The 20,950-nt window shown below is 45.6% G+C and carries 13 protein-coding genes; 3 read left to right on the top strand and 10 right to left on the bottom strand.

Features of this window, described 5'->3' with window-relative positions:
• Nucleotides 1-9: 9 nt before the first annotated feature.
• Nucleotides 10-624, bottom strand: coding sequence for an OmpA family protein (locus R7H07_RS06105; protein ID WP_005377363.1), 615 nt, complete (start codon nucleotides 622-624; stop codon nucleotides 10-12).
• Between the two features lie 2 nt (nucleotides 625-626).
• Complete coding sequence (locus tag R7H07_RS06100; protein ID WP_021707835.1) at nucleotides 627-1,940, bottom strand: TolC family outer membrane protein; 1,314 nt, start codon at nucleotides 1,938-1,940, stop codon at nucleotides 627-629.
• A gap of 389 nt (nucleotides 1,941-2,329) precedes the next feature.
• Between R7H07_RS06100 and R7H07_RS06095 the strand changes: the two genes are divergently transcribed.
• The gene (locus R7H07_RS06095; protein WP_242539579.1) at nucleotides 2,330-11,026 is read left to right on the top strand and encodes a Calx-beta domain-containing protein; all 8,697 of its coding nucleotides are present in this window, start codon (nucleotides 2,330-2,332) and stop codon (nucleotides 11,024-11,026) included.
• 52 nt (nucleotides 11,027-11,078) lie between these two features.
• On the opposite strand, the gene R7H07_RS06090 is transcribed toward R7H07_RS06095, so the two are convergent.
• Nucleotides 11,079-12,272, bottom strand: a complete 1,194-nt coding sequence (locus R7H07_RS06090) for a class I SAM-dependent methyltransferase (RefSeq protein ID WP_054579311.1) — start codon at nucleotides 12,270-12,272, stop codon at nucleotides 11,079-11,081.
• 160 nt (nucleotides 12,273-12,432) lie between these two features.
• Nucleotides 12,433-13,836, bottom strand: coding sequence for a methyl-accepting chemotaxis protein (locus R7H07_RS06085; protein WP_025766604.1), 1,404 nt, complete (start codon nucleotides 13,834-13,836; stop codon nucleotides 12,433-12,435).
• A gap of 90 nt (nucleotides 13,837-13,926) precedes the next feature.
• On the opposite strand from R7H07_RS06085, the gene yccX reads away from it, so the two are divergent.
• A complete protein-coding gene (gene yccX, locus R7H07_RS06080) occupies nucleotides 13,927-14,199 on the top strand; it encodes an acylphosphatase (protein ID WP_017634611.1) in 273 nt (90 codons plus the stop codon).
• Nucleotides 14,200-14,201: 2 nt separating this feature from the next.
• Here the strand turns inward: yccX and R7H07_RS06075 are convergent, their stop codons facing one another.
• The gene (locus R7H07_RS06075) at nucleotides 14,202-14,531 is read right to left on the bottom strand and encodes a TusE/DsrC/DsvC family sulfur relay protein (protein WP_005377396.1); all 330 of its coding nucleotides are present in this window, start codon (nucleotides 14,529-14,531) and stop codon (nucleotides 14,202-14,204) included.
• 408 nt (nucleotides 14,532-14,939) lie between these two features.
• Here R7H07_RS06075 and R7H07_RS06070 point away from each other — a divergent pair, with 408 nt between their 5' ends.
• The gene (locus tag R7H07_RS06070) at nucleotides 14,940-15,314 is read left to right on the top strand and encodes a chromosome partitioning protein ParB (protein WP_025766606.1); all 375 of its coding nucleotides are present in this window, start codon (nucleotides 14,940-14,942) and stop codon (nucleotides 15,312-15,314) included.
• A gap of 76 nt (nucleotides 15,315-15,390) precedes the next feature.
• Here the strand turns inward: R7H07_RS06070 and R7H07_RS06065 are convergent, their stop codons facing one another.
• The 5 genes from R7H07_RS06065 to R7H07_RS06045 all read right to left on the bottom strand — a co-directional run bounded on the left by R7H07_RS06065 (nucleotide 15,391) and on the right by R7H07_RS06045 (nucleotide 20,626).
• Nucleotides 15,391-16,053 carry a Bax inhibitor-1/YccA family protein gene (locus tag R7H07_RS06065; protein WP_025766607.1) on the bottom strand — a complete coding sequence of 221 codons (663 nt, stop codon included), beginning with the start codon at nucleotides 16,051-16,053 and terminating at the stop codon, nucleotides 15,391-15,393.
• Between the two features lie 249 nt (nucleotides 16,054-16,302).
• The gene (locus R7H07_RS06060) at nucleotides 16,303-17,052 is read right to left on the bottom strand and encodes an amino acid ABC transporter ATP-binding protein (RefSeq protein ID WP_005377400.1); all 750 of its coding nucleotides are present in this window, start codon (nucleotides 17,050-17,052) and stop codon (nucleotides 16,303-16,305) included.
• A 23-nt stretch (nucleotides 17,053-17,075) separates the two neighbouring features.
• On the bottom strand, nucleotides 17,076-18,173 hold the full coding sequence (locus tag R7H07_RS06055; RefSeq protein WP_005389988.1) for an amino acid ABC transporter permease: 1,098 nt from the start codon (nucleotides 18,171-18,173) through the stop codon (nucleotides 17,076-17,078).
• Nucleotide 18,174: 1 nt separating this feature from the next.
• A complete protein-coding gene (locus R7H07_RS06050; protein ID WP_005377402.1) occupies nucleotides 18,175-19,380 on the bottom strand; it encodes an amino acid ABC transporter permease in 1,206 nt (401 codons plus the stop codon).
• 217 nt (nucleotides 19,381-19,597) lie between these two features.
• Nucleotides 19,598-20,626 (bottom strand): amino acid ABC transporter substrate-binding protein, encoded by a 1,029-nt coding sequence (locus tag R7H07_RS06045; protein WP_206959242.1) that lies wholly within the window; start codon nucleotides 20,624-20,626, stop codon nucleotides 19,598-19,600.
• Between the last annotated feature and the right edge of the window lie 324 nt (nucleotides 20,627-20,950).

The raw sequence follows: 20,950 nt of genomic DNA, 5'->3' as shown, positions 1-20,950 counted from the left end.
ATTGTTGTGCTAGCTTTTTGGAAGTGTTGTGAAAACGGTCCATTCTTTCTTCACTTCACCCTTGTGGCCAATCACTGTTGCGGTTACTCGACGGTTCAATGCGTGACTAACTTGGTCTGTACCTTGTGTTGCAAGTACTGTGTCTCCATAGCCGACAATGGTAACTCTATCTCCACTAATGCCATTCTTCATTAGCTCTTTTCTAACGTTTTCAGCGCGGCGCTTAGATAGGTCAAGATTATGTTCTGCAGTACCAGTGCGACTAGCATAACCTTGAATCTCTATAGACGTGTTCGGGTACTCTTTCAAAAAGTCTGATAGTTCAAGAATTTGTTGCGTAAAGATAGGGTTGATCACATCGGAATCGTTCGCAAATAGTACTCGAATTTGCATTTCTTGTGAGGAGTCAACGTACGAACCACAACCGTCGTTGTCTATTTCGGCACCCAAAGGTGTACCCGGGCACAAATCTCGCTCGTTAATGACTCCGTCAGAGTCATCATCTATATGATCAGCCCACTGATCGGCAATTGGGGTATCTATGTAATCATATTCATCACCACGATCTGATGAACTGCATGCGGAGAGCATTAATGAGAGTGTAATAAAAGCTATGTGTTTCATAATTAATACTCCACTTCTTCTAGCCATTCTTTAGGCATTTCAACCCTTAATGCACTCAACAGTTGCCCAGTTGCGTTCATCACTCGATATTTGGCGTACTGCTCTGCGTATTTAGAATCTAAGTAGTCTTTACGCGCCTCAAAGAGCTCGTTTTCAGTGTTCAATAGATCAAGCAGTGTTCGTTTACCGATGCGATATTGCTTCTCGTAAGCAATTACGGTCTCAGACGCAGAGTCTACATGATCTGATAGAAACTCTTTTTGTTGTAATGTTAAATCAAGCGCACTCCAAGAAAGCCTTAATCCTTCTTCAACATTGCGATAGGCACCTTCACGCAAGTCTTTTGCTTTATTTAGCTGGTAGGCAAAGTTTTCTGAGTTCGCTGCATCACTGCCACCATTGAATAGGTTGTAGCGTAGACGCAGCATGGCAAGTGTCTCATCACTTCGACCTTTTAAACCATCAGCGTCGTCACGCCATGTTTGCGAAGCTTCAATTGAAATGGTTGGGTAATTAACACCTTTAGACTGTTTGTATTGAAACTTAGCCGAGTCTACGTCTGCGAGCGCCACTTGAATAACGGGATGAAGTTCAAATGCCAAGCCTACCGCTTCATCAACCGTGTACGGGATAAAGTTTTGGTCCGCTCTCGGAAAGATTAACCCTTGTGGTGTTTGACCGACTAAACGAGTGAACATCGTGTGAGAGTCATACAGGTTATTTTGAGCAGCAGCTAAGTTTCCGTGTGCTTTTGCCAAACGTGCTTCTACCTGCGTCAAGTCAGCAGTAGAGCCGATACCCGAGTTGACTCGTTTTTTAATGTCATCGTAAATATCTTTATGAACAGCAAGGTTGTTTTCTGAAAGCTTTAGGACTTCATACGCTTTAACAGCGTCCAAGTACACTTTAGTCACTTCAAGTGCCTTATCTGAAGCATCTGCTAAGAGTTGAAATCTAACAGATTCAGCATCAGCTGCGGTTCGATCAATATCATTTAATGTAGCGCTACCATCCCATATTAGTTGGGTCAGTGTCACTGAAGCTTCCTTTCGAGTGTAATCCGTGTCTCCTCGACCAACTTCATCTGACGGGTCTAATCCTTCATATCCAATTCCAGCATCTAGATCAACAGAGGGGAGGTAAGCACCTGATGAAGCTTCATTTATGTACTTCTGGCTCATAAACTCGTTAAATGCACTCTTAATATCGGGGTTATTTTGTAGCGTCTGTGCAACCGCTTGCTCTAGAGTTTGACCGAAAACTGGTGAAGACACTATTAAGCAACAGCAGGCTATATGTACTCGATTCCATCTCACGTTAGTTCTCCTAAAATCATGTCGCTCTTATTCTGTTTCATATTTGAGACGAGAAGTTACAAACAATGAATTTTCTTAGTGCGTATTATCAACTTGTTGATGTTTAAATGTTTAATTCAATAAAAAACAACAATCTTACTCTCTAAACTCTAGCATACGAGGCAAAGCTTGCTTGGTAAGTGGTCGATTTTTTCGTAGAAAACCTTTTTATCTTAAGAGCATAGCGGAAACTGGTTTAAATGAAGGCAAATTCTTCGGTTATTTTCCTTATTACTCTCAAAAAACTAAATCCTCTTGGAATAAAACGAAAAATTCATATTTTGTCTAAACTATAGACGTGTTTAGTGCAGTAACAAGCCTTTAATTAAACTAATACAAGGATGAAGAGCATGGATCGAGTAGCGTTAAGTTCATTGATGAGCAATGTCGTGGTTATAGGGCTTGATGGGAACCTGAGAAGTCTTGAAAGTGGTCAGCTACCTCAGCCTGGTGAATTAATTATTGAGGAAGTTTCTGATACATCAGAATTAATTGTACAACAGGTAACACCGCAAGGTAGTTCAATTAACGTTACTGATGATGTCACTGCGCTAATCGAGGCTATCGCTAGTGGAGAAGACCCTACTGCTCTTGGTGAGGATTTTGAGCCAGCTGCAGGTGAGGAAAGTGGTTCTAGCCCCCAAAATACTGGTGCAATAGATCGTACTGGCGCTGAATTGTTGGCTAGTACGAATTTTGAGACCGTCGGTATTGATGGAATCGGACTATCTACAACTCAAGCACTATCTTTGTTGGATCTTTTCAGAGTAATTAATGGCCCTGTACCACCGACTATCTTAGTTCAAGAAATATCTAGTCCGACTATCAACGAAGGTGACCAAGTTGTATTCGATATTACTCTAAGTCAAACAACTACTGAAGACAACACTGATGTCATTCTTTCTCTCCTTGATGGAACCGCAACAGGCGGCTCAGCTGACGAGAACGGGAGTGACTACGTCAATGAGCGTGTCCTCATAACATTTTCTGATGGTACAACAGAAGAAGTTTCAGTCGGTGAAAGCGGAACCTTTACCATTTCGATCCCACCGGGTGAAAGTGACTTTACGGTCTCTATAGACTCTATTGACGACTCTATATTTGAAGGCCCAGAAACGTTTACGCTCTCTGGCACGACAGAAGAACAAAGCACACCTGTTACTGGGACTGCCACTATTTTAGATGATGGTAGTGGACCTGGCTCAAATCCTGATGATGATCGCCCAGCGGTAACGATGAGTGATGCAGGTACGGTTAATGAGGGTGAGACAGCGAACTTCAAAGTGACGCTGTCGAATGCCTCCGAGTCCACTGTTCAAGTCAAGCTAGGCCTGAACTTAGGTGACACCGAAGTTGGAGACTTAGGCACCTTAGAATACAACACAGGCTCCGGTTGGGTTGCAGTGCCAAGCGATGGCGTAGTAACGGTGCCAGCGGGGCAAACTGAGTTTGATGTGCGCATTGCTTCTATTGATGACGCGGTGTACGAAGGCCCTGAAGATTTCAGTGTGACGGTGACTGGCATTGGCGCAGTGCAAGGCAGCGATACGGGTACGGCGACGATAGTGGATGATGGCAGTGGTCCGGGCCCTGATCCGGATGATGACCGTCCAAGCGTGACTATTTCAGATGCTGGCACCATCAATGAGGGTGACACAGCCAACTTCAAAGTCACCTTATCGAACGCGTCTGAAGCGGAAACGCAGTTGGAACTGGGTCTTAATCTTGGTGATACCGAAGTTGGAGATTTGGGCACCCTAGAATACAACACGGGAAGTGGTTGGGTTGCAGTGCCAAACGATGGCGTGGTGACGGTGCCAGCAGGGCAAACTGAGTTTGATGTGCGCATTGCTTCTATTGATGACGCGGTGTACGAAGGCCCTGAAGATTTCAGTGTGACGGTGACTGGCATTGGCGCAGTGCAAGGCAGCGATACGGGGACGGCAACGATAGTGGATGACGGTACGGGTCCAGGACCTGATCCGGATGATGACCGTCCAAGCGTGACTATTACCGATGCTGGCACCATCAATGAGGGTGAGACAGCCAATTTCAAAGTGACGCTGTCGAACGCCTCCGAGTCCACTGTTCAAGTCGAGCTAGGCCTGAACTTAGGTGACACCGAAGTTGGAGACTTAGGCACCTTAGAATACAACACGGGAAGTGGTTGGGTTGCAGTGCCAAACGATGGCGTGGTGACGGTGCCAGCAGGGCAAACTGAGTTTGATGTGCGCATTGCTTCTATTGATGACGCGGTGTACGAAGGCCCTGAAGATTTCAGTGTGACGGTGACTGGCATTGGCGCAGTGCAAGGCAGCGATACGGGGACGGCAACGATAGTGGATGACGGTACGGGTCCAGGACCTGATCCGGATGATGACCGTCCGAATGTGACCATCACTGACGCTGGCACCATCAATGAGGGGGATACGGCGAACTTCAAAGTGACGCTGTCGAATGCTTCCGAGTCTACAGTTCAAGTCGAGCTAGGCCTCAACTTAGGTGACACCGAAACCGGTGACTTGGGCACCTTAGAATACAACACAGGCTCCGGTTGGGTTGCAGTGCCAAATGATGGCGTGGTAACGGTGCCAGCTGGGCAAACCGAATTTGATGTGCGTATTGCTTCCATTGATGACGCGGTGTACGAAGGCCCAGAAGATTTCAGCGTGACGGTGACTGGCATTGGGGCGGTGCAAGGCAGCGATACCGGTACGGCAACGATAGTGGATGATGGTACGGGTCCGGGCCCCGATCCGGATGATGACCGACCAAGCGTGACTATTTCAGATGCTGGCACCATTAATGAGGGGGATACGGCGAACTTCAAAGTCACCTTATCGAACGCGTCTGAAGCGGAAACGCAAGTAGAGTTGGGTCTTAATCTCGGCGATACCGAAGCCGGTGACTTAGGCACCTTAGAATACAACACGGGAAGCGGTTGGGTGACAGTGCCAAACGATGGCGTGGTGACGGTGCCGGCGGGGCAAACTGAGTTTGATGTGCGCATCGCTTCCATTGATGACGCGGTGTACGAAGGCCCAGAAGATTTCAGCGTGACGGTGACTGGCATTGGCGCAGTGCAAGGCAGCGATACGGGGACGGCGACGATCGTGGACGACGGCAGTGGTCCGGGCCCTGATCCGGATGATGACCGTCCAAGCGTGACTATCTCAGATGCTGGCACCATCAATGAGGGTGAGACAGCGAACTTCAAAGTGACGCTGTCGAATGCCTCCGAGTCCACTGTTCAAGTCGAGCTAGGCCTGAACTTAGGTGACACCGAAGTTGGAGAATTAGGCACCCTAGAATACAACACGGGAAGTGGTTGGGTTGCAGTGCCAAACGATGGCGTAGTAACGGTGCCAGCAGGGCAAACTGAGTTTGATGTGCGCATCGCTTCTGTTGATGACGCCGTTTACGAAGGCCCTGAAGATTTCAGTGTGACAGTAACCGGCATTGGCGCAGTACAAGGCAGCGATACGGGGACGGCGACGATCGTGGACGATGGCACTGGGCCAGGCCCCGATCCGGATGATGACCGTCCAAGCGTGACTATTTCAGATGCTGGCACCATCAATGAGGGTGAGACAGCCAACTTCAAAGTGACGTTGTCGAATGCCTCCGAGTCCACAGTTCAAGTCGAGCTAGGCCTCAACTTAGGTGACACCGAAACCGGTGACTTAGGCACCTTAGAATACAACACCGGAAGCGGTTGGGTGACAGTGCCAAACGATGGTGTGGTGACCGTGCCGGCAGGGCAAACTGAGTTTGATGTGCGTATCGCTGCCATTGATGACGCCGTTTATGAAGGTCCAGAAGATTTCAGCGTGACGGTGACTGGCATTGGGGCGGTGCAAGGCAGCGATACGGGGACGGCAACGATAGTGGATGATGGCAGTGGTCCGGGCCCTGATCCGGATGATGACCGCCCGAATGTGACTATTTCAGACGCTGGCACCATCAATGAGGGTGAGACAGCGAATTTCAAAGTGACGTTGTCGAATGCCTCCGAGTCCACTGTTCAAGTCGAGCTAGGCCTGAACTTAGGTGACACCGAAGTTGGAGACTTAGGCACCTTAGAATACAACACAGGCTCCGGTTGGGTTGCAGTGCCAAACGATGGCGTGGTAACGGTGCCAGCTGGGCAAACCGAATTTGATGTGCGTATTGCTTCCATTGATGATGCGGTGTACGAAGGCCCTGAAGATTTCAGTGTGACGGTGACTGGCATTGGCGCAGTGCAAGGCAGCGATACCGGTACGGCGACGATAGTGGATGACGGCACGGGTCCGGGCCCCGATCCAGATGATGACCGTCCAAGCGTGACTATTTCAGACGCTGGCACCATCAATGAGGGGGATTCGGCGAACTTCAAAGTCACCTTATCGAACGCCTCTGAAGCGGAAACGCAAGTGGAGTTGGGTCTTAATCTCGGCGATACCGAAGCCGGTGACTTAGGTACCTTGGAATACAACACGGGAAGTGGTTGGGTTGCAGTGCCAAACGATGGCGTGGTGACGGTGCCAGCGGGGCAAACTGAGTTTGATGTGCGCATCGCTTCCACTGATGACGCCGTTTATGAAGGCCCTGAAGATTTCAGCGTGACAGTAACCGGCATTGGGGCAGTGCAAGGCAGCGATACCGGTACGGCAACGATAGTGGATGATGGCAGTGGTCCAGGCCCTGACCCGGATGATGACCGCCCGAATGTGACTATTTCAGACGCTGGCACCATCAATGAGGGTGAGACAGCGAATTTCAAAGTGACGTTGTCGAACGCCTCCGAGTCTACAGTTCAAGTCGAGCTTGGCCTCAACTTAGGTGACACCGAAACCGGTGACTTAGGTACCTTGGAATACAACACGGGAAGTGGTTGGGTGACAGTGCCAAACGATGGCGTGGTGACCGTGCCGGCGGGGCAAACTGAGTTTGATGTGCGCATCGCTTCCATTGATGACGCCGTTTATGAAGGCCCTGAAGATTTCAGTGTGACAGTAACCGGCATTGGCGCAGTACAAGGCAGCGATACGGGGACGGCGACGATCGTGGACGATGGCACTGGGCCAGGCCCTGATCCGGATGATGACCGTCCAAGCGTGACTATTTCAGATGCTGGCACCATTAATGAGGGTGACACAGCGAACTTCAAAGTGACGCTATCGAACGCCTCCGAGTCTACAGTTCAAGTCGAGCTAGGCCTGCACTTAGGTGACACCGAAGTTGGAGACTTAGGCACCTTAGAATACAACACAGGCTCCGGTTGGGTGACAGTGCCAAATGATGGCGTGTTAACGGTGCCAGCTGGGCAAACCGAATTTGATGTGCGTATTGCTTCCATTGATGATGCGGTGTACGAAGGCCCTGAAGATTTCAGTGTGACAGTAACCGGCATTGGCGCAGTACAAGGCAGCGATACGGGGACGGCGACGATCGTGGACGATGGCACTGGGCCAGGCCCTGATCCGGATGATGACCGTCCAAGCGTGACTATTTCAGATGCTGGCACCATTAATGAGGGTGACACAGCGAACTTCAAAGTAACGTTGTCGAACGCCGCCGAGTCTACAGTTCAAGTCGAACTAGGCCTGAACTTGGGTGACACCGAAGCCGGTGACTTAGGTACCTTGGAATACAACACCGGAAGTGGTTGGGTGACAGTGCCAAACGATGGTGTGGTGACCGTGCCAGCAGGGCAAACTGAGTTTGATGTGCGTATCGCTTCCATTGATGACGCTGTTTATGAAGGCCCTGAAGATTTCAGCGTGACAGTAACCGGCATTGGTGCAGTGCAAGGCAGCGATACCGGTACGGCAACGATTATTGATAATGATGCTCCTCCTTCTATTTCAAATGTTGTGAATGCAGTTGTTTCGGAAGAAGGTTTAGCTAATGGTATCCCTGATAATACAGGATCACCTTCAGACACTACTAACTCCGCAAGTTTCTCAGGAACATTCACAGTTGCCGATCCAGACACGGCGAATGTTTCAGTGGTATTGGCAGGTCCTAACAACCTAACATCAGGAGGGGAGCCTATATCGTGGACGTGGGACAACAGTACTCAAACGCTGACTGCGAAAACTGCTCACCTGAGCGTTGTTGCTACTGTTGTGCTGAGCGAGCCTTCAGCTTCAGGTCAAGGCTCTTGGGACTATACTATTACTCTGTTTGAGCCACTTGATCATCCTGTTAATGATGTGGAAGACATCATCAACTTTGATTTACAGATTTCTGTAAGTGATGGACAAACAACAACATCTCAAAGCTTAAATGTGGCCGTTGAAGATGATTGCCCATACGTGCCTGTTGTTGTTCAACCCGTCGATGTGTCGCTTACTGGTGCACCTAACGTTCTGACAGGGCGCATAGATTTTGCAGGAAGTGAGGCAGATGCAACCAGTCGAACATTTGGGGACGTTGTTGTGACTGCAAACGGTTTTGTGTCTGACGAATCTGTGATGCTGGGAACAGCTGAAATCAATCAATCATCAGAAGGGATTGGCGTTAAAAGTTCTGGTAACAACGGCTTCCAATTAGAAAACGAAGTCGATTATCGATTCGCGGGTAATGAGGGTGTATCAGAGCAGTTAATCATAGACTTAGGCAATAAAGTTGCTTACGGAGCAGAAATAGAATTTGAGAAAATGTTTGGTGGTGAACTTGAGAAAGGAATCGCATCTTTTTATAGAGATGGTGTATTAATTGCTCAGCAATCGTTCAGCTCTGACGCAAGCAGTGGTGATTACGCGGCAAATTTCAATGTTCAACAGGGAGGCTTTGATAAAATCATCCTCGAGGCGACCAGTAATGGCAATGGCCCGGATACTGAAGACAACAGTGACTTTACCGTTAAATCAATAACCTTTACAGGTGCGTACTCTGGCGTGCCAATTGCTAGTGCGGATGGGAACCTCGGTGCTGTATATGGAGCTGATGGCCCTGGTTCTATAGTCTTAAATGGAGGTGAGGCTGGTTTAGAGACTCTAGATGGTAAAGACGTGTTGATATACGTCGATCCACAAAACTCTAATAGACTGATTGCAGAGGCTGATGGAGAGCTTGCATTCGAAGTTCAACTTACACCTAGCACTGGAAAATGGGAGTTCTTCCAATACTTGCCTTTGACCTCACCTTATGGCGATGGGGATATCGATTTTAACTACACTATTACTGATAATGATGGCGACAGTAAAACGGGGTACTTTTCTGTCAACCCTTACGCCCCACCAATCGTAGAAGGTGTAACACTAAACGTTTCTGAGGAAGGCTTAAGCAACGCCATTGCTGATGACTCTGCTCTAAACGGCTTTGATGACACAACTGACTCGAGTTCTGATGTAGAACAATTGACGCTGGGTCAAACCGTTGATTCTGTTACGCTCAGTGAACCATCTAGAGCTCTTACTAGTAACGGGATCTCTGTAACGTGGACGTTATCAAATAACGACCAAATGCTTATCGGTTCAGCGAACGGTGAAGAGGTTATCAAAATATCAGTCAATGATACTGGAGTGGTATCTACGGAGCTTCTTGGTCCGATTGATCACTCCAACCCATCTGGAGAAGACACCTTAAATATTGAGGTGCCTGTGCTTGTCTCGAATGCTCGTGGCCTTACTAACTCCACAACGGTCAACGTTATTGTGGAAGATGACTCACCAGATTCTGCATCTATTATTCACGATGTAGTTGCAGAAACTAAAGAAAGTGCCAACGTTCAGCTCATAATGGATGTCTCGGGTTCTATGCGAACGGATAATCGCTTGCAGATAATGAAAGATTCGGCAACTCAGTTATTGAATCAATATGAGTCTATCGGTCAAACGCGAGTTCAAATTATTACTTATAGCAGTACAGCATCCACTTACGCTATAGGTGCTGCGACGTGGCTGACGGTCGAGGAGGCCAAAGCGTATATTGAGACGCTAACTGCGGGTGGCGCGACTAACTATAACAACGCGCTAAATGAAGCAAAACAGTCATGGGATGATGTAGGTAAGTTAACCAGTGCGTCGAATGTTAGTTACTTCTTGTCAGATGGTCAGCCAAACCCTGCGTCATCATTTATAAACGACGCTCGCGAGCAGAGTTGGATTGATCACCTAACCGATCCTGATAATCAGATAACAGCCCTAGCGTATGGTATGGGCGTTAATCTTATGCCGGAGCAATTAGATCGCGTAGCATATGATGGCTTTTTGAATCAAGACCTTGATGGTGTTGTGGTTCCTGACGTAACTCAATTACCTCCGGTTATGTTGCAGTCAGTGATTCAACCTGTTGGGGGGAACTTGATGTATACCACTTCTCCAGATACAGGTATTGGTGCAGATGGTGGTTATATTAGCGAAATAGAACATGACGGTGTCACTTATTCGTTTGATGGTACAGACCTAATAGTAACTGACAATAACGATGGTATTTCGCATGCATTTGACGACACAACGATGCAGCTTACTATCTATATCGACAGCAAACATACTCTGGAAATCGACCTAAACGATGGTGCGTATGCATTTTATGGTGCAGTGGGTGATACAGTTGAAACGTTAGACTTCGATTATGTATTGACGGATAACGATGGCGATCAAAGTGAGAATACCCTGCAATTCGTTATTGATGAAAACGGAGGAGTAAATGCTTCAAGTAATGGCTCTGCAAATATTATTGAAGCTGAAGTAGACGTAAGTCATGACATCTTGATCGGTAATGATAACGAGGCAGATGTCTTTAAATGGGTCAACGACTCCTTGGATACAGGAACAGATCTAATTAGAGGTTTTGAGAGAGATTTGGACACCTTAGATCTGAGTGAAGTCGTTGAAGATGCAGGGCACAATACGATAGAAGAACTTCTTAATAGTATTGACTTGAACATTGATGGCGATGACTTATCTCTAGAAATAACCCATAACGATGGAAACTCAATTCAAACTATCGTAATAGAAAACGGGGCGACAGAGTTTAGTGATTTAATCGTGGGAAATGCGGACTTTGAGAGAGATGTGTTATCCGCACTAACTAAGGTTAACTTAGAGCCATAATGAAAAGGGCCAGTAGGCCCTTTTCTTCTGCTTTGTCTTACTTATTCGTAGCCTAAAGCACTTTACATGCAAAACCTTTTAAGTAGAAGCCTTCTGGATATGCTGTATCGGTTGGGTGGTCAGCGGCTTGCTCAAAACGCTCCACAAACTTTACTTGGCGGTTAGCGTCTACGGCTGCATCAGCGATGATTTTCTGGAACAGAACTTGATCCATCAAGCCAGAGCACGAGTAGGTCAGTAGAGTGCCGCCCGGTTTTAGAATTTGCATTGCTAGCATGTTGATGTCTTTGTAACCACGACATGCACCGTTTAGTTGTGCTTTGCTCTCTGCGAACTTCGGTGGGTCCATAATAACCACATCGAACTGAGTTCCTTGATCACGATACTCACGAAGCAGCTTAAACACGTCTGCATTTAGGAACACGGCACGCTTCTTCGAAATATCAAAATCGTTTAGCTCTGCGTTGAATTTTGCGGTATCTAAAGCAGGTTGCGACACGTCAGCGTTAATCACACGCTTTGCATCACCTTTTAGAGCGTAAAGTCCGAAGCCACCTGTGTAAGAGAAGCAGTTAAGAACTTCTTTGCCTTTCATATATTTCATCGCTTGCTGGCGACTATCACGTTGATCTAGGTAGAAACCTGTTTTGTGTCCGCCAACGATATCTACACTAATCTTTACGCCATTTTCTTCGATGACGACCGATTTAGGTGGCTCTTCGCCGTGCAAAACGCCCGTGCTCTCTTTTAAACCTTCTTTTTTACGAACGGCCACGTCAGAGCGCTCGTACACATTACAATCAGGGAAGCACTCAACCAGAGCGTCAACAATAGCCTGCTTATTGTGTTCTGCGCCAGCACTGAGAAGTTGGCACACAAAGAAATTTTGGTAACGGTCGATCGTAACGCCAGGTAAGCCGTCAGACTCTGCTGCGATAAGGCGATAACCCGTAAGGCCATCACGTTTGATAATGTCTTCACGAAGAAGTTGTGCGTCTTTAAGTCGTTTAACGAAAAACGCGGTGTCGATTTCTTCTTTATCAAAACTCCAAATACGAGCACGAATTTGTGAAGCTGGCGAATATGCCGCCTTAGCTAGCCATTTACCGTCGTGAGTGAATACATCAACCGTTTCGCCAAGAGCAGGTTCGCCCTCAACTTTGTTGATGCCTCGAGAGAAGATCCAAGGGTGCTTGCGCTTGACCGATTTCTCACGACCTTTAACCAAATAGATAGCAGCTGTCATTTCATTAGCTCTTGTTGAATTTTGAAAGGGGCGTATTGTCCGGGATGTAAATGGTAAAAGCAATATCCCTCGGCAATCCAGTACATTGTAGTGACTTTTAAATACAAAAAAGGTCACTAAAGTGACCCTTTTATTGAATTTGCTGTAATAGATTCCGTTGCTATGCTTTAAGTCCAGTAAGTAGTGCTTCCATTGTGTCGCTTTGCTTACGCAGTTGATCAACGTTTTGTGAAGTCGTGCTTATCATATTGCACACGTTATCTGCTTGAACTCGAATTTCTTCAACGCTTGAGGCGATATTGTCCGCGACTACACCTTGCTCTTCAGCTGCTGTTGCAATTTGAATGCTACTGTCGGAGATAGTTTGATTTTTATCTGCCAAAGAGCCGATTTCGTGATTCACTTCCGTCATGAGGTTTTGTCCCTCATTTGCATTATTAACTGTCACTTCCATCAGCTTAGTAAGCGACTGGCTGTTACGCTGTAACGATTCAATCATCGTTTGGATTTCAACTGTCGCTTGCTGAGTGCGTCCCGCAAGAGCGCGAACCTCATCCGCAACGACCGCAAATCCACGACCTTGTTCTCCAGCACGTGCAGCTTCAATAGCCGCGTTCAGAGCAAGTAGGTTGGTTTGCTCGGAGATCCCATTGATGGTTGTCACGACTTCATCAATTTGTGCTGCATTGGCATCTAACTCGGCAACGGCTTGAGACGCAGATTGAATCTCATTAGAAAGGTTCGAAATCGAGTGAAGCGTATTCTCAACTTTCACTTGTCCAGACTGAGCCACGTTTCGCGCATCATCGGTTTGCGTGCTTGAATCGTGAGCTAGTGTCGCGACTTCTCGAATCGTTGATGCCATCTGTTCAGTTGCACTCGCAAGAGAGTTGAGGTGTTCCTGCTGAGTCGCTGAAATATCTGAACTGTGATGAATCGATTGATTCAGATCTGAGCTAATTTGTTGCATTAACGCCACAGACTCTTGAATCGACAGCACCATTTGTTGCTCTCGTTCTGCAACTTTGTCTATCGTAATAGCAATTTCACTAAACTCGTCGCGAACAGGGAAGAAGTTCATTCTCGCAGTTAAGTCGCCACCCGCAAGAGTGTTTAATGCTTTGTTCATCGTGAACATCGCGCCGCCAATAAACGTCATGATGTAGTAAACGCCAAGAGCGAGAATAAACAAGCTCACACAGATAATGCTTACTTGAGTCGTTGATAGGGCAGCCCATAAAGAAAGTTCATGGTTCGCAACCAAACTGTACGTACCATTTAAAACAGACACGGATTGCGAACCAGAGCCAATAGAAACGGTTTCTGAACCAGCGATGAGGCTTGCTACTTGAGATTGAGAAAGGTTGCCTGCCTCTATCAGACCTTTCATAAGCATGAGCTCTTCTTGGTACATACTTGAGATCAGTGTATTAGCCGCGCTATTAAGGACGAGAGTGAGAATGACTAAAGCAAGAAGAGGGAGAACGAAGAGCAAATAGAACTTTTCTTGAATCTTTAAGTGAATGAGATACTTATCAATCCAGCGGAATGGAATTTCTTTCATAATTATAATAACCGTGCAAAAACCCACTATCCTTAGTGGGGTGAATAGACGAAAAGAATATATCATTCAGTAAAAAGAAGCGGTACAAAGATGAACGTAAAGTGTGAGAGATTTATAGTAAAAGGTCACGTTCAAGGCGTCGGCTTTCGTTACCATACTTCCCATCAAGGATTGAAGCTAGGGTTAACAGGTTATGCGAAGAACCTAAACAATGGCGATGTTGAAGTGATGGCGTGTGGAACAGACGCGCAAATAGTTGCGTTTTCGGAATGGTTACAAGAAGGACCGCGAACGGCAACAGTAGAGCATGTGATGCAGGAACCTGCGTCGTATAAGCCGTTACGCGGTTTTAAAATTTTATGAATCTACAAGCATTTAGCTGGCTTTGGTAGGCCGGCTAATTTGGTTGCTTGTTTGGCTGGCCCCTTTTTAAACAGCTTGAATAGATACTTACTGTTACCTTTTTCTGGGCCGTGCGCTTTTTCCATCGCTTTCACAAGCATACGCACTGCAGGGGAGGTATTAAACTCTTCATAAAAGTCTCGCACAAAATGCACAACTTCCAAATGAGCATCCGTAAGCTCGATGTCTTCTTCTTTTGCTAAAAGCTCAATCATACCTTCTTCCCATTGAGTATGATCCAATAAGTAGCCTTGAGCATCCGTTTCAATTTCTTTGCCGTTGTAAACGAACATAACGTTTTATCCGTTAAGTAAACATGGATGTTTATAGATTAGCGACAGCCGAGAATGTTCTCAACAAAAGAATCTCGAAGTCGTATCGAGCGAAGCAAAAGCGTACAAAATGGTGAGTGTTTTTGACTGAGCTAGGCACTTTGATATAAATGCTCTTTTATTCAAATAAATAAGAAACTATTCAGTTTGTTAGAAATTTTACGGTGTGAGTACCAACGAAATTGCATGGATATCCAGGCTTATTCATTTTTGTTTTGGTTTTTTCTTGGCTACTTGTCTGATTATGGGATTTTATGGGTGAATGAATAGCTGACAACGTTGTGTTTGTTTTCATAGACCGATATTCTCTTTGATTAATGAAAAGCCTGTATTCAGGTTAGAAACAACAATGATGACAAGGAGTTAGTCATGTCGAAACAACGTTACATTGAGATTAATGACAATGTAAAATCCACTTGGTCCATCGAGCGAATTTGGCAACTTGCAGAATCCTTACCTGTAGAAGAAATTGCGATTGATGATATAAAAGGCCCAAATGAAGTGACTTGGTTTAGTCATGAAGGGCCACAGCCAACCTGCCGTGAAATTGCAAAACATTGCCGACGAATCAACAATGCTGATTTGTCGTATCCGGTAATCTTAACCAGTGACTATCGTGTTTTTGACGGTATGCACCGAATCGCCAAGCAAATCATGTTAGGAGAGGAAACGATCAAAGTGAGACGCTTTAGAGAAAATCCAGAAGCTGACGAAGTTATCGAGTTGTCAGTAGAGCAGGCGTAATACACTGAATTGCACACAAAGAAAAAGCCCGAAGGAATTACCTTCGGGCTTTTTTATTCTACTTAACGAGAAACGATTAATCGTCGTTCATAATACCTAGAATGCTTAGTAGGCTGATGAAGATGTTGTAGATTGATACATACAAAGTTACTGTCGCAGAGATGTAGTTTGTTTCACCGCCACGAATAATGCTTTGTGTTGTCATCAGGATCGCCATAGTAGAGAAAATGATAAACAAGCTGCTCAACGCCAAGTGTAAGAGGGTTGATTGAATAAAGAAGCTTGCAATCATGCCCACAACCAGCACAACAAATAGTGATAGCATTAAGCCACCCATCATCGATAGGTCACGTTTCGTTGTTAGTGCGTATGCCGATGCTGCCATGAAAGATAGTGCCGTACCACCGAGTGCGGTTAATACGATATCGCCCATGCCTGCACCAATGTACATGTTTAGAATAGGGCCAACGGTGTAACCTAAGAAGCCAGTAAATAGGAACGTAAACACAAGGCCAAGACTGTTGTTACGGTTTTTCTCTGTTAAGAATAATAGGCCGTAGAAACCAACCAGCATTAGGATGATACCTGGATGTGGAAGGTTAAATGCCATTGCAACGCCAGCAACGACTGCCGACCATAAAAGTGTCATTGAAAGTAGAGCGTAAGTATTACGCAATACTTTGTTCGTTTGTAGAGCACTTTCTTGAGTTGAAGTGCGGGTAAACATTGGACTGTTCATAATCTTCCTCGATAAGAGACTTTCTTTTAAGTACATTTATGGGATTGAAAGTTCAAAAAATCAAGCCCTAACCATACGTAACTTAGATAAAATAATAATAGAAATAAGATGTTATGTATTTGGCAACTTGTAACACAATATTACTGCCTAGCATAGCTATGTTGATTCTTACACAGATTTTTGAATTTAGTAACAAAAAGCACTGGCTTCATAGAAACCAGTGCTTTTTTATGTCGATTCGGCTAAATCTTAGTGGTGTAAGATTTGCGCTAGGAAATTTTGGGTCCTATCCGATTGAGGATTTTCGAAGAAATCAACAGGGTTGTTTTCTTCGATGATCTCTCCTGCGTCCATGAATATCACGCGATCGGCAACCTCTTTAGCAAAGCCCATTTCATGTGTCACACAAAGCATAGTCATGCCTTCCTCGGCGAGTTCGACCATTACATCCAGTACTTCGCGAACCATTTCCGGGTCGAGTGCAGATGTTGGCTCATCAAAAAGCATGACTTTAGGGTTCATACACAAAGAGCGAGCAATCGCTACGCGTTGTTGCTGACCACCAGACAACTGACCGGGATACTTCTCCGCTTGGTCTGGAATTTTAACACGTTCCAGATATTTCATCGCAACCGCTTCTGCCTCATCTTTTGGCATCTTCTTCACCCAGATAGGCGCGAGCGTACAGTTTTCCAGTACGGTTAAATGAGGGAAGAGATTAAAGTGTTGAAAGCACATGCCCACTTCTCGGCGTACTGCTTCAATGTTCTTTAAGTCTTCAGTTAATTCCGTACCAGAGACGTAAATGCTGCCTGCTTGGTGCTCTTCAAGGCGGTTAATACAGCGAATCATCGTTGATTTTCCCGACCCAGATGGGCCACAGATAACGATTTTCTCGCCGCGCTTAACGTCGAGGTTAATATTTTTTAGTACGTGAAACTCACCATACCATTTATTCATGTCCTTCAATTGGATCATGTAATCTTGTTGTTGCGTCATAATACGTCCTTGATCTTGATGAGTTATCGTTTGTGACCGGTATGAAGTTTGTTTTCAAGCCATATCGAATAGCGCGACATGCCAAAACAAAATACCCAAAACACTAACGCGACAAATACATAACTTTCTGTAGCAAAACCTAACCATTCAGGGTCGGTGTTTGCTGCTTGCCCTATACCGAGTACGTCAAACATACCAATGATGAGTACCAAACTGGTGTCTTTAAACAAACCGATGAAGGTGTTCACGATAGAAGGAATAGTAATCTTTAGCGCCTGTGGCAAGATAATAAGCCCAGTCTTTTTCCAGTAACTTAACCCAAGCGCATCAGCGGCTTCATATTGACCTTTCGGAATGGCTTGTAGACCACCGCGTACCACTTCTGCCATGTAAGCGGAGGCAAACATAACCACACCGATAAGGGCGCGAATCAGTTTATCTGTCTCTGAACCTTCAGACATAAATAATGGAAGCATAACCGAAGCCATGAACAAAACCGTAATCAGCGGAACGCCACGCCAAACTTCAATGTAGACGGTACAAATGCTGCGAATGATCGGCATCTCTGAACGTCTACCAAGCGCAAGCACCACACCAATTGGCAGTGAAACTACGATACCAACTAACGCAATAATGAGCGTAACGAGTAGTCCACCCCATTTGTGTGTATCGACCACTTCTAGTCCAAAGACACCACCGTATAAAAGTCCAGCGATGATGAATGGGTAGATGTTTACGAAGAAAAGCCAAATCCACATCCGTTTCGGTGTCTTCTCATACGCGAGTAAAACAGTAAATATGGCCAATGTGATATAGAAAAGGCGAGGGCGCCATAGTTCGGACTCTGGATAAAAACCATACATGAACTGCTCCCAGCGCACGCTGATAAATACCCAGCAAGCACCATCTCGGCTACAGTCGTCACGCGTTGAGCCAATCCAGTCTGCGTTAATAAACGCCCAATCCACGATATACCATATTGCAGTTACGACAATATACGCAAGAATGACAGTAACAATGGAATTGATAGGGCCATTAAATAGATTTTTCCGCATCCAACCAACGAAGCCTACAGTATTGGCGGGTGGTGGGAGATCCGGTTGAAATTGATGAGTACTCATATTATCTCTCCACCAGCGCGACTTTACGGTTATACAAGTTCATTAATGCAGACGTAATCAGACTTAATGTCAAGTACACGCCCATCGTCATCGCAATGATCTCAATCGCTTGTCCCGTTTGGTTCAGGGTAGTACCAGCAAACACAGAGACAAGATCTGGGTAACCAATCGCCATCGCTAACGATGAGTTTTTGGTGAGGTTGAGATATTGACTGGTTAAAGGTGGAATAATAATTCGTAACGCTTGAGGAATGACAACAAGCTTTAAAGTTTTCGAGCGTGGTAAGCCTAGCGACATCGCTGCTTCGGTTTGACCATGGCTAACCGCATTAATACCAGAGCGCACAATCTCAGCAATGAAAGAAGCTGTATAAACACTCAATGCCAAAAGTAGCGCAGCCAATTCAGGAATAATGCTAATACCACCTCGGAAGTTAAACCCTTTTAGTTCAGGATAATTCAGTGAAATTGGCATACCAGCAAGGAAGTACACAACCAATGGAAGGCCAACAACTAAACCCAAAACTATTCTTCCCATTGGGGTTTGTTGCCCAGTGAGACGTTGCTTATTATTCGCCCATACATTAATTAATAAGCTTGCGATTACCCCGAAGATTAACGCGGCAATAACGTAGCTACTGCCAGGTTCCATAGTCGGTGCAGGGAAATATAAGCCACGAACGTTCAGGAAAATAGCTTCACCAAGACTTAAGCTTTGGCGTGGTGAGGGTAATGCTTGAAGAACAGCGAAATACCAGAAGAATATTTGCAGAAGAAGGGGGATATTTCGGAAAGTTTCGATATAAACTGCCGCTAAACGACTAACTAACCAGTTAGAAGAGAGGCGGGCAACCCCCATGGTAAAGCCAATCACAGTAGCCAGAATAATACCTAATACGGAGACTAACGCCGTATTAAGAAGGCCGATGATAAATGTTCTACCGTAAGAGTACGTTTCATCGTATTCAATTAATGTTAACCCAATACCAAACCCGGCTTCTTGATTCAGAAAACCGAAGCCCGTTGCAATACCACGAGCATCTAAGTTATTGAGAGCGTTGTTTACAATCGTGTAAAAGAAAAATACCAGTGCAGCAATGGCAATGATCTGGAAAATAGCAGAACGAAAGGCAGGATTATAAATCAGGCTCTTGCTTCCGCTTGGTTTGGACATCGTACTTGGCGATGCATCTTGTGTCGGTTTCATACAGCGATAACCTCAAACCTTAGTTATAGATATCGGCCTGTATAACGAAGTTTCGTCCTTGCTGGCTAAAGAATAACGCTCCATGTCTGGTGACGTACGAACCTTTAAAGCCGTTCCACCAAGCGAGCGCTTTTCGCCATCCAATGAGCGATCCTTACTCATACAGTGAGATATAATCAAGAAAAAGGGCGGCATGAACCGCCCTGATTAACTCTTTCTATCGGATTGGTGGCGCGTACATAAAGCCGCCTGCATTCCATAGCGCATTAACGCCACGAGAGATTTCTAACGGCGAACCAGCACCGACTGTACGTTCGAAGCTTTCACCATAATTACCAACTTGTTTGATAACTTGGTAGCCCCAATCGTCACGAATACCCAAACCTTTGCCTTTAGGGCCATCAACACCGAGGATACGTTTGATGTTTGGATCTGTTGACTTCAGCATTTCATCCGCATTCTTCGAACTAATACCGTATTCTTCAGCGTTAATCATCGCAGACAATGTCCACTTAGCGATGTTAAACCATTGATCATCGCCTTGACGAACGACTGGACCTAGTGGCTCTTTAGAGATGATTTCTGGAAGAACGGCCGCAGAGGACGGATCTTTCAAATTCAAACGCAGTGCATAAAGGCCAGATTGGTCAGTTGTTAATACGTCACAGCGTCCCGCATCAAAACCTTTCGAAGTTTGCGCAGCTGTGTCGAATACCACTGGTTTGTACGCCATGCCTTGGTTGCGGAAATAATCTGCAAGGTTTAGCTCGGTTGTTGTACCTGATTGAACACATACCGACGCACCATCAAGCTCTTTAGCACTTGAGATACCAAGTTCCTTCTTCACCATAAAACCTTGACCATCGTAGTAGTTCACACCTACGAAGTTTAGGCCCAGTGCAGTGTCACGGTGGAGAGTCCAGGTCGTGTTACGGGAAAGCACATCAATCTCACCAGATTGAAGCGCAGTGAAACGTTCTTTTGCGGTTAGGGGTACATATTTAACTTTCGTTTTATCCCCAAGAACGGCTGCAGCCAGTGCTTGGCAATATTCTACGTCGATACCTTCCCATTCGCCTTTTGAGTTAGGGTTAGAGAAACCAGGTAGACCGGTACTTACGCCACAAGTAAGAAAGCCTTGTTTTGTGACTTTGTCCAGAGTAGTGTCTGCTGCTTGAGCTGATGTTGCCATCATCGCAGTAGAAGCCGCTACGACGGAAGCAAGAACTGTGAGTTTATTTGCCATTTGTATCCTTCCTGTATGATCCATGTTTAATCAGGAGTGACCTGAAATAACGTGTCCAATTCGTTAGAGTTATCGTCCTACGTGATTGATTTTCGAAGAAACGGCATTCGATAGATCAACCAGTTATAAGCGTAGGAAAGGATCTGTTAATTCTCAAATATATAATTTAAATGAAGTTTTGAGAGAACTTACAAAGTGCCTTGAGATTTAGAATGACGAAATGTTAATTGTTTGTAAATAGTGCAATTCATGGACAATTTGGTGCATCAGAACAATCAATAGAAGAGTGAACAATACAAAAGAATAAAAAGTTGTTATTAAAAC

This window comes from Vibrio sp. Vb1127, assembly GCF_033338735.1.
In the GTDB taxonomy this organism is placed as follows: domain Bacteria; phylum Pseudomonadota; class Gammaproteobacteria; order Enterobacterales; family Vibrionaceae; genus Vibrio; species Vibrio alginolyticus.
This window is presented reverse-complemented; position numbering and strand designations above follow the sequence as displayed.